Annotated in this window: 7 protein-coding genes and 1 pseudogene; 4 read left to right on the plus strand and 4 right to left on the minus strand. The window is 71.3% G+C overall.

Going from position 1 to position 10,820, the window contains the following annotated elements; all coding sequences use genetic code 11:
* The first annotated feature begins 664 nt into the window (after positions 1-664).
* Both ABZ937_RS42370 and ABZ937_RS42375 read left to right on the plus strand, forming a co-directional pair.
* Positions 665-1,558: a hypothetical protein gene (locus ABZ937_RS42370; RefSeq protein WP_361700925.1), complete on the plus strand. Its 894-nt coding sequence runs from the start codon at positions 665-667 to the stop codon at positions 1,556-1,558.
* On the plus strand, positions 1,491-3,164 hold the full coding sequence (locus tag ABZ937_RS42375; RefSeq protein WP_361700942.1) for a pentapeptide repeat-containing protein: 1,674 nt from the start codon (positions 1,491-1,493) through the stop codon (positions 3,162-3,164). The genes ABZ937_RS42370 and ABZ937_RS42375 overlap by 68 nt, the downstream gene beginning before the upstream one ends.
* Positions 3,165-3,252: 88 nt before the next feature.
* On the opposite strand, the gene ABZ937_RS42380 is transcribed toward ABZ937_RS42375, so the two are convergent.
* From ABZ937_RS42380 to ABZ937_RS42390, 3 genes and pseudogenes are all read right to left on the minus strand, one after another.
* Positions 3,253-3,993, minus strand: coding sequence for an ATP-dependent DNA ligase (locus tag ABZ937_RS42380; RefSeq protein WP_361700928.1), 741 nt, complete (start codon positions 3,991-3,993; stop codon positions 3,253-3,255).
* A 145-nt stretch (positions 3,994-4,138) separates the two neighbouring features.
* A pseudogene (locus tag ABZ937_RS42385) lies at positions 4,139-4,486 on the minus strand (SAM-dependent methyltransferase); the annotation flags it as partial.
* A gap of 210 nt (positions 4,487-4,696) precedes the next feature.
* On the minus strand, positions 4,697-5,845 hold the full coding sequence (locus ABZ937_RS42390; RefSeq protein WP_361700931.1) for a CHAT domain-containing protein: 1,149 nt from the start codon (positions 5,843-5,845) through the stop codon (positions 4,697-4,699).
* A gap of 225 nt (positions 5,846-6,070) precedes the next feature.
* On the opposite strand from ABZ937_RS42390, the gene ABZ937_RS42395 reads away from it, so the two are divergent.
* Complete coding sequence (locus ABZ937_RS42395; RefSeq protein WP_361700934.1) at positions 6,071-6,904, plus strand: hypothetical protein; 834 nt, start codon at positions 6,071-6,073, stop codon at positions 6,902-6,904.
* A 622-nt stretch (positions 6,905-7,526) separates the two neighbouring features.
* Here ABZ937_RS42395 and ABZ937_RS42400 read toward each other — a convergent pair.
* Positions 7,527-10,028: a Helicase associated domain protein gene (locus tag ABZ937_RS42400; RefSeq protein ID WP_361700936.1), complete on the minus strand. Its 2,502-nt coding sequence runs from the start codon at positions 10,026-10,028 to the stop codon at positions 7,527-7,529.
* Positions 10,029-10,344: 316 nt separating this feature from the next.
* On the opposite strand from ABZ937_RS42400, the gene ABZ937_RS42405 reads away from it, so the two are divergent.
* Positions 10,345-10,820: hypothetical protein (locus tag ABZ937_RS42405; protein WP_361700939.1), on the plus strand; the 476-nt coding region annotated here is incomplete at its 3' end.

Raw genomic sequence — 10,820 nt, forward strand, 5'->3', positions numbered from 1 at the left:
TCCCCCGCCCGGCTATGTTGGCCCCCCCCCCGCCCCCCGGTCACTCCCCGGCCGCCCCCTCCCATTTTGGCCGGGGGCGCCGGCGCGTTCGCGTCCTCCGGGGGCCCGGACCTCGTGCCCGTCTCACGGGACGACGGGCGAAGTCGCCGGAGCGCCTGTCGGGACGTGGGCCGCGCGAGCGCCCCCGCAGGCGACGCAGACAGCGAAGGTGCAGGGGAGCGAACCCACCCAAGCACGGAGGCCCCGATGGTCCACCCGACCCCGCCGCACCTCTCGCCGGAGCAACGCGAGCGCCTGGAGCAGCTCGCCGACGCGGCCCGGCTGCGCGCGGCGCTGTACCCGTCACCGAAGCCGCCGCCCCTCCGGTGCCGCTCCCGCTCACGGCAGTACCCCGGCGGCCGGCCGAACCCGTGGCGCTCCGTGCGGGACGAGTCCGACGCTGACTGCGGTCGTGCGCCAGGTATTCCTGAGCCTCGTTCAGCCACACCACCGTGCGTGGAGCCAGGGCCGCCAGGTCGGCCAGGATGGCGTCGGGGCGAGTGGGGTCGATGGGGTGCCACAGCCGCCACGGTACGGCGAGGTCCCGCAGCTGACGGGGTCCGTGCGCGGGTGTCCACGATGCCCCTGGACACCCCGCACACGCCCGCGACGGCCAGATCACCCAGTGGCCGCCGACGACGACGCCCTGATCGACCAGGCTCTGGAACGCGCCGGCCGCGAGGTGTTCACCACCGACCCGCCCCGCACCCTCAAGGGCCAGATCAACTACCTGATCAGGAAACTCGGCAGCGCCCGCGCGGTGGCCGCCGAACTCGGCGTCACCGCGGACTCGGTCAACCGCTACCGCCGCGGCGCCCGCAAACACCCGCCCAACGCCATCCAGGACCGCATCAGCGACGCCGTCCGCTCCCGCTGGCAGCCCCGGGTCCGCGAACACGCCCGCCGCGCGGCCGCCCAGACCGGCATCACCGTGGAGTTCCGCGCCACCTTCGGCTACCGGGCACCGGACGGCACCACCGACGAATCCCGGGAACGGCTGCTCACCCTCCACCTGCCTCCCGAGCGGGCGGGACGTTTGCTGGACGCGCAGGGGAGCCGTTCCGCAAAGTCCCCCAACGAGGTCCTGGCCGAGGCCGCCGGCGAGCTGTACTTCCGCGAGCGCGGCACCCGCGCCCACAACCTGGACGTCGAGCTGACCGGCATCGACTACATCGCCGCCCGGTACTCGGCCCCGCTCTCGGCACCGGCGCCCGAGCCATGCGATCTGGCTGCGCCCGCCCACGCGGGTACGTCCTCGCACGGCCGGGCCGGGCCCGAACCAACCCGGTCCGGCAAAGCGTCCATCCCGTCGTACCGGAACTCACCCATGGAGCCGCCTCACCATGAGCACGCCCTTACCGCCCTCCTGGCCGCACTGCGGGCACGGCGGGGACCCGGTCACCGACCCGGTCGGCTGCCGCGGCATTCACGTTTCCGGCCACGCCGCATGTTTGGCCCACCTCACCGACACCGACCGCACCGCCTACCTGACCGGCCTGGCCCCCGGTGCCGACATTGATCACAGCGGCACTCCCTTCACTCAAGAGCTGCTGGAAGCCCTTCTCCGCGCCCTTACAGACCCCACCACTGGCAAACCCACCTTTGGCCGCGCCCAGTTTGAGGGGGCCCAGTTCTCCGGTTTCGCCCACTTCAGTGGGGCGCAGTTCTCCGGTTTCGCCCAGTTCGGTGAGGCGCAGTTCTCCGGGTACGCCCAGTTCGAGGGGGCGCAGTTCTCCGGCCCCGCCTGGTTCAGCGAGGCGCGATTCTCCGCCTCCGCTCACTTCGACGGGGCGCAGTTCTCCGACACCACCTGGTTCGACGGGGCACAGTTCTCCGGCCCCGTCTGGTTCGACGAGGCGCGATTCACTGGCCCCACCCTTTTCAACGGGGCGCAGTTCTCCGGCCCCGCCTGGTTCCGCCATGCGCAAATCTCCGACCTTGCCCTGTTCGAGAACGCGCGGTTTGAGGGTGTGTCGGTGTTGGGGCCGCTGGTGTGTGCGGAGGAGGTGGTCTTGTCGGGGTCGGTGTTTGTGCTGCCGGTGACGTTGGAGATAGCCGCGGCGAAAGTGGTCTGTGAGCGGACGCGGTGGGAGTCGACGGCGACCATGCGCGTGCGGTACGCGGCGGTGGACCTCAGTCATGCGGTCCTGACCGCCCCCGCCGCGGTCGCCGCCCACCCCACCCCCTTCACTCACGCCGGCAGGGCTGTGAGCGAGGACCTGCTGCAAGGCCCCGGTCCGCAGCCGCGCGTCCCTGACCGGGTACGGGTCCTCTCGGTTCAGGGCGTGGATGCCGCGCACCTGGTGCTGACCGACATCGACCTGACCGACTGCCTGTTCTCCGGGGCCTTCCACCTCGACCAGATCCGCCTGGAAGGCCGCACCACCTTCGCCGACGCCCCCACCGGCTGGCACCGCCGCGGCATCGGACCGCTCCGCTTCACCCGCCGGCGTGTCCTTGCCGAGGAGCACCACTGGCGCGCCCACATGGCCGGCCAGCCCGTTCCCACGGCGGGCGCGGCACCGGATCCCCGTCTGTGGCGCCCTGGACCGCACCACCCCGACCCCGCCCGCACGCCCGACCCGGAAGACGTCGCCGCTCTGTACCGGCAGCTGCGCAAAGCGTTCGAGGACGGCAAGAACGAACCCGGCGCCGCCGACTTCTACTACGGCGAATGCGAGATGCGCCGCCACGACACGACCGGCACCACGAAGGGCGAACGCCGCCTGCTGTGGGGGTACTGGCTGCTGTCCGGCTACGGCCTGCGCGCCTCCCGCGCCTTCACCTGGCTGCTCGCCGCCATGACAGTGACCGTGCTCCTCCTCATGGGCGCCGGCCTGCCCACCCACGATCCCGACCCCGCCACCACCGGAACCCTCAAGGGCAGCAGGATCAGCCTCGACACCAGCACCCCCGACCCCGCCCTGCACGGCGGCTGGACACAGCGCATGACATGGGCCCGCGCGGAGAAAGCCGCCCGTGTCGCCGTCAACTCCGTCGTGTTCCGCTCCAGCGGACAGAACCTCACCATCGCCGGCACCTACATCGAGATGGCCTCCCGCCTCCTCGAACCCACCCTCCTCGCCCTCGGAGCCCTCGCCATCCGCGGACGCATCAAACGATGACCTTGCACGGGTGTTCAGCAAACTGAACGCCCCACTGCTACCGACAGAGCCTCCGGCTGGGCCGAGGCGTCGTTCGGACGGCTGGCTGTCACCCGGCTGCCGGTGTCGCGCCCTCGCCGAACGCGGCGACGTCGCCGGGGAGCATGTCGTCGCGGAGCCGGACGAGCCGGACCGGGTGGTGCCAGACTCCCAGGTCCTGGGCGGTGTCCACGTCGATCTCGGCCACCAGGCGAGGCTCGACCAACACCACCTCCAGCGGGGTGTGTGAGCCCCACGACGCGGTGAACCGTACGTCCTGCCAGGGGTGTCCTGGTCCGGCCGCGGTGAGCTGTCCGGCCAGACTGCGGGTTGTCTCGGGGCGCAGCGGCGTACTGCGGGCCACCGGCCGCAGTGCGCCGGCCGTGTCGTACCGGCCCAGCAGCAGACTCCGGGGACGGGCGAGCGCTCCGGTGACCGCACCGATGACGGCCTCGGTGGTGTCCCGGCTCCGGACCTTGTACCAGCCGCGCACCCCGGGCAGATAGCGCTGCTCCCGGCCCTTGATCACGAGTCCCTCGACCCCGGGCTGCTGCGTCCACGTCGCCGGCCACTCCTGCGCGACCTGCACATCGTCCGTAGCCCGGCACAGCAGCCACGGCGGGGCGAGGGCGTACTCGGCGAGCAGTTCCTCCAGCCGTGCGCGCCGCGCGGCGTACGGCTGCTTCAGCAGCACCTCGCCGCCGGCCTGGAGGACATCGAAGACGACGAAGTGCGCGGGCAGCTCCTCGGCGAGCCAGTCGGCCCTGCGCCCTGCGGAGGCCGCGCGCCGCTGCAACGCCTCGAACGACAACTGCTCGCCGGCCCCACCACCAGCTCGCCGTCGAGCACCAGGCCGTCGGGCAGGGACGCGGAGGCACGGACCAGGTCGGGGAACCGGGCCTGGACCAGGGCGCCCCGGCGGGACTGGAGCAATGGCCCGCAGCATCCGCCCGCAGACCGCTGCCGATCTCCAACACCGTGTGCCCTTCCTGCACGTCGGCATCGGCCCACATCCGCACCATCAGCGACCGCAGAGTGGACGAGGAGGTCGGTGCCCCGCCGTGCCGCACCTGCGGGGCCTTCCAGTCCGGTTCGTCGCCGTCGAACTGGGTGATCAGCGTGGTGTCGGAGCAGGCAGCGGCCAGCCAACGGCCGCAGTCGGTCTCGGCAGTGACCGGCTCCCACACCGTCAGCCCCTGCTCGTCGGCGGGCGGATAGAAGCCGGGCACGAAACGGTGCCGGGGCACCGTCTCCACCGCCTCCCACCAGCCGGGATCGGTGAGGACGTGCAGAGCGGTGGACACGCGGGTGGCCGCTGCCAGGCGATGAGAGGCCGATCCCCGGGGCGCATTCACGGTTCACCGGGGGGGCGCGCCGCGAACGCTCTTGGGGGGAAGGAGCGCGTACGCCATCGGGTGAGGTCACCAAGGCGGGGGCGCGGGATCTGTGACCTGGGTCATATCTCCTGCAGCGGGGCTGTCACCGTTCGTACGCACCGGCGAAGCCTCGGGCGTTCAGGCGCCGGTGTGGAGGTAAGCGGCCCACAGGAAGGGGACTTTCGCGCGGTCCAGCGTGCCCGGCAGGTCGTGGCCGTCGCGCAGGTCGCGTACCGCCTGGTGGAGTGCCCAGGCCGAACGGCCGGTGTCCAGTGCTCCGGTGGGGGTGCGCAGGTGGGCGTAGAAGGCGTCGGCGACGGCGGCGGCGGTCTGGTCCCTGATCTCCCACAGGGTGCCCACCACATGGGGGAACCCGGCGAGTTGGAAGGCGGAGGTCAGGTGGATGGACTCTTCGAGCAATTCGGCATTGCTGACGGACGCGGTGCGACAGGCCGACAGGTAGGCCAGCTGGGCGTGGTCGAGGCGGACGGGGGCGAGACCGGCGACGGTGAACGGGTCGGACGCGTGGTCGTGGAGCAGGAGCAGGCTCCGGGAGGGGTCGGCGGGGTGGCTGGCGCCGTGGCAGGCGAAGTGCGCGATCGGACAGTCGGGCAGGTGGCGCAGAACGGCGGCCTTGGTGGGCAGGTCCGTGGCGGGTACGTCCGGTTTTGTGGGGTCGGGCTCACGAAGCAGGACGGCACCCGGCAGGTGCCGGCGCAACAGCTCCACCTCGGCCGCCACGTAAGGAAGGCGGCCGAGGCCGGGCACGCCCGGAGTGGTGGGCATGGCGACGATCAGGCCCCGGGCAAGCGCGTCGGGGGACACGACCCGACCGCCACTGGTGCGGCGGGCGTGGCGCAGGGCGCGGACGGTCGGCGTGTAGGAGGAGACCACCCGGTCCATGACGGTACGTCGGCACGCGTCGTCGGCGGGATCGGTGTGGTGGCCCGCGGCGTGCAACGGCAGCAGCCCCAGCGCTCCACCCGGCACCCACCACACCCGCGGCCAGTCGGCCTCCGCCGACGGCCGCCGGTGATGGTCCAGCAGGTCGAGCACGGGTCCTGCCGCGTTGTCCCACAGCCATTCCAGGACTGATGTCATGTCGTCCTGCGCCGCGCGCCGGAGAGCGGTGCTCGCGCCCGTGGAGGCAGTGGCCAGTGCTTGGTGGAAGGCGATGATCTGCTGGTTCAGGGTTGGGACGGTGATGCCGGGGAGTTCCAGGTGGGTGATGCCGTCGTGGGTGAGTACCAGGGCGTCGCTGCGGAAGTGGCGCCGGCGGCGACCCATGGGGGTTGGACGGCTACGCCGACGACGGATCCGGCCTGCGGGGGATATGGCCGGACGGAATCGCGAGGCCGAGCCCGGGTGAGCACGTGTATCTGTGTCCCGGCGACCGGTGCACGCGTTCCTGGTGGCCGCGGCGGGCCACCGAACCGGTGCCGGAGGGTGGGATGAGCGGCGCCGCCCTGCGCAGGAAACGGCTCTGACCCGGTGGGCGGGTTGTTGACGGAGGTGGGCAAGAGACTCGCCGAGAAGTGGGTGTCCCTGCTCGTCCTGCCCGGCGCCCTCTACCTCGCCGTCGCCACCGCCGCCGTCGCCCTCGGTCACACCCACCCGTTCGACCTGTCCCGCGTCGCCGACCGGATCACCGCCTGGGCCAGCCATTCGGCCGCGACCAGGGGCGGCGGCCAGGTCGTACTGCTGGTGGCGGTGCTGGCAGGCGCAGCGGTGGCGGGACTTGCCGCGCAGGCCCTCGGCTCCCTGCTGGAACGGCTCTGGCTGGCTGCCGACTGGCCCGCCTGGCCACGCCCTGCCCGCCGACTCGCCGCCCGGCGCACGGCCCGCAGGCGTCGGGCGTGGATCGCCGCCGCCCTAACCTGGCACCGGCGTCGCGACGAAGACATCCGCTCCCTGGCCCGCAGGAACCCCGCCGATCCCGCCGCCCGGCAGGCCGCAGAACGCGCCATGACACGCATCGCGTTCGAAGAACCCATGCGTCCCACCTGGAGCGGTGACCGCCTCAACGCGGCGGCGGTGCGCATCGAACGCGACCAGGGCCTCGACCTGGCCACCGTATGGCCGCACCTGTGGCTCGCACTCCCTGAGGGGCCCCGCAGCGAGGTCACCGCCGCCCGCCAGGCCCTCACCCGCGCGACCCACACTGGCCGCCTGGGCCCTCCTCTACCTGCCCCTCACCGTCCGGTGGTGGCCGGCCGCCCTGGTCGCCTGCGTACTCGCCCTCACCGCTCGGGCCCGTACGCGCGCGGCCGCCGACGCGTATGCCCTGTTGCTGGAAGCCGCCACCCGTCTGCACGCCCGCGACCTGGCAGGACACCTGAGCCTTGACACCACCACCCCCCTCACCCCCGAGGCCGCCGACACCCTCACTCGGTATCTGGCGCCCACCCCGCCCCCGCCGCCGGACGGGAGTGACGGTTGAGCGATCAGCTCAGCGGGGGAGGCCCATGGTGAGGACGGCCAGGGCCACCCGGAGTCGGCGCTGCTGGCCGGTGCGGACCTTCGGGGCCACCGGGATGTCCCCCCCCCGCGGTCGGGGTACAAAACTGTGGATACTGCCGCGAACCTCACGGACGCTCAGCGATGGGTGAGTAAACAGACGGCCTGGGACAGCGAACTTGAGTAGCTGTTGGCGTGCCGCCGGATAGGCCCACTCGTTCCTCGCCTCCGCGAAAAGCTAGCCTGCCCGCCGCTACGAATCCTTCGAGACGACCACGCTCTGGCTGCCGCCGAGGTCCGCCGTCTCTCTGTGCGAAGCCCACGACCTCGAATCGATCCGCGCCGCCTGGCCCCTTACCTCACCCACCGCAGCCCCGGGCGACTCCCGGTCGCCGCAAGGCCCCGGGTCGGCCATAGGGCTCGGCCGACCCGATGTACCCCCTACCTCACGCAGCACGTACGGTCCATCGGGCAAAGAGACGACGGTGGGGCGGCCAATCCCTGGTGACCATCATGTCCAGCGCATGCCGATGGCGGACAGCTGCTCCACTCGCTCGGGCGACAGCGTGGCGGCCCGGCTCCGCTGATTCCCGATCCATGCACCAAGCCGAAGCTCCCGGACCTCCTGGTCCTCGCCGCTGCCGACGACGATCTGTTCGACGTGCTTCCTCGGTACCCGCAGGTGCCCTTCGCGTTCGTAGTACTGCTTGGCGGCCGCGTAGTTCATCGCCCACTTGTCGGCCTGGCTGCGCCGTGGCTTGGGCTTCTCGTCCTCGGTGGCGGGCTCGATGCCGAGGATGTGCTCGCACATCCACTGCTGCACGGTGGTGAGGTTGTCCCAGCCGAGGCGGACCGAGCGCACCCACCGGCCAAGGTCCTCGCCTTGGCGGACGACCTCGCCCGGCGACATGGGCAGCGTGCCGCCGGCCTCCAGGTAGAGCCGGGTGAGGTGGAACGCGCGCTGCCATTCCACGGGCCAGGCAGGGCACCATGCGGGGTCGATGTCCTCCAGCTGTTCGCGGCGCTCGTCCGACAGGGCGCCGGTCGACGACTCCACTGGCAGTCCTTCGGCACGCCGCTGTTCGATCTCGGCGGCCTTCCGGGCGGCGGCCCGCGCGTTCTTCAGCCAGATGCCTACCCGGTACCCCTGGTAGGTGGCGTCCAACGGGGCCAGGAGGTGGCCCGCCTTTGCCGCCCACCCACGCGCCGCCGCGAGACCTTCCTCCCACGCGACGTCGAAGTGGCTCCAGACCATGCCCAGCTTGTCCAGCTGCTCGACGCGGTCGGCGTCCATGGCACCGCGGGCATAGAACCGGCGCGCGTCGGCGATCCACTGCCCCAGCGGGAAATCGGCAAGCGAGGCCGGCCACCCCTCGCCTTCGGCCTCCTGGTCGTCGCGGCCGGGCACGCGGTACGTGAACGGCACCTTCAAGTCGCCGTACTCACGGACGTAGATGACGGCGGCCTCCACCCCGCACCGCCAGTGCTCATGCTCGGGGTTGAGGACCCGCAGGTTGATGAACGCCGCCAGCTGTGCGGGGTCGCGCGGCGTGGAGAACTTCAGCAACTGGCGAGCGGGCGCCGACGGGCCGCCGGACCCGTCCCCCTCGCCCCCGCTGCGGCTCTGAACGCCCCTGACACGGCTTGGCGCCTGCTGCTCGGCGAGCTGCTCCACCACACGGGCATCGTGCGCCCTGAGCGCCTCCAGCAGCTTCGCCAGCCCGCCGAAGGCCCGCGAGGTGAGCATGTTGTCCGCCGTCTCGCCCGGCCCCAGCAGGACCGGCACCACGAGCGAGGCAACCTTGCCCTCACCGGGCTGCATCCGTAGCGCCCGGCCCACGGCCTGGACGAGGTCCGGCATGGAGCCGCGCACGTCGGCCCAGTAGACGCTGTCACAGTTCTTGGTGTCGACACCCTCGCCCAGCACCTTCACCGAGCCCAGGAAGCCCTTCTCCACCACCGTGCCGTCCGTGGCGATCCCGGCCGCGAACTCCCCGAGGACCCGCCGCCGATGGTTGGGCTTGTGCTCGCCGCACAGCCAGTTGGCCCAGATCGTCTTCGGGTACAGCTCGGGGGCGGCGGCGTGCAGCTGCGCGGAGACGTCGGGAAGGCCGGCCGCGAACGCCTCAGCCTCCTTCACGACGTGGTGGAAGACGAGCGTGCGCCGGAAGTTCTCCTCCGACGACGCCTTGAGCAGCGCCGTCTGGAGCGCGGCGAGCCGGGCCCCGCGGATCTCGTCCGAGCGGCCTTCGGCGCCCAGGAGCTGGGCGGCTTGGAGGTGGGTGTCGGTGATGTCGACGCACACCACCTGGTAGGGGGCACAGATTCCCCGGTCGATCGCCTCCGACAAGGTCAGCGTGTACGCCCTGCTGCCGAAGGGGCCGTCCGGGGCGTCCTCCATCGACGCCACCAGCTCCCCCGGCGCAGCCTCGGAGTCGTCGTCGAGTTGCCACAGGCGGGGTGTGGCGGTCATGTACAGGCGGCGCAGGGCGGGGATGCGGGTGTTGTCGTGAACGACCGCCCATGGTTTGCCGATCCGGCCCGAGGTCCGGTGCGCCTCATCGACCACGATCAGGTCCCAGCCCGGTAGGCCGGCCTTGTGTGCCCGCTCGAGGGTGCCAAGCCCGAGGGAGGCGTAGGTGGCGAACACGGTGACCTTGTCGAACGGCAGCACCCAGTCGACCAGCTCTGCCACGTCCGTGGTGTTGGGGAAGGACACCTCCTCACCCCGCAGGGAGGAAACCCCGACCATCGGGCCCGTACGGCCGCCCTCTCGCCACGCGGTCTTGGTCTGGGCGAGCAGATCGAGGGAGGGAACGAGCACCAGTACACGCCCTGCACGGAGCTCCTCCGCGCTGCGCGCGGCGACGAGGGTCTTACCCGATCCGGTCGCCATGACCACCTGCGTCCGCAGCCCCCCCTCGGGCATAGTAGATCTTGCAGGCAGTTCAAGGGCCCGCAGTACCCCGTCTACGGCTTCTCGCTGGTGGGGGCGGAGTTCCTTCACTGCCATATCGACCGGCTTTCTGCTGTGCGGTGCGACCTCGCGAAGTGACCTGGTGGCACTGGTGATTGACTTCCCTTCGGCTGCGAGGGACCACGGACCGTCGAGGGAGACAGGTTCGATGGCTGACGACGATCCCGGCTCCAGATGCCTTCTATGGTGGTATATCACCAGTCCAGATTCTATCGCCGTCAAAGAATGAAGCACAGCAATCGAAGAGGACAGCAAGGAGCATGGTTTCCAGCCGCGAGGGCGCTTCCGCCGTCCGTATTCTGCATCAAAAAGGATGGGCCCGCGGACCTCGGAAGACAGATAGGCGCCGACTGTGACTGCCGAGTGGTACGTCCTCATCGAGGAAGACACCCGAACGACGGAGCGCCCTGACGGCGTGGAACTCAGGCTGCACCGGTGGATGCTGGTGGGCACCTATCACATCGGCCAGGATGAGGCGGAAGCGGTGGCGGCGGCCGAGGATGCGGCCCTGAACTACATACGGGGGGTGCTGACCCGGCATGCGTTCCTTGCTCAAGACGGCGCGTGGGTCGTGCTTGTGAGGCAACGGCACCGTGAGTGTCATATACGGGTGACCGCGGCCCGGCTCATGCACTCGCTGAAAGAGAAGGAAGCACGCCCCCTTACAGCCAGCTGGGCCCGCGTGAGCGGGCCCAGGGCCTGGAGGCGCAGCCGGAAGGACCGTCAGGCGGGGGAGCGCAGCGGACTCGCCGGCCAGGCTGGAGCGAAGCGAACCCGCGGGGACCGCGAGGGTGACACCGAGCCTGCTCTCCGGCCGCTTCGCCCAGC

The sequence above is a fragment of the Streptomyces sp. NPDC046727 genome (assembly GCF_040645635.1).
Taxonomy (GTDB): domain Bacteria; phylum Actinomycetota; class Actinomycetes; order Streptomycetales; family Streptomycetaceae; genus Streptomyces.

Bases quoted from the DNA above. Each gene is read 5' to 3' on its own strand.
- ABZ937_RS42390 (WP_361700931.1), bottom strand. From the start codon at position 5,845: ATGGGTCGCCGCCGGCGCCACTTCCGCAGCGACGCCCTGGTACTCACC.
- ABZ937_RS42400 (WP_361700936.1), bottom strand. From the start codon at position 10,028: ATGGCAGTGAAGGAACTCCGCCCCCACCAGCGAGAAGCCGTAGACGGG.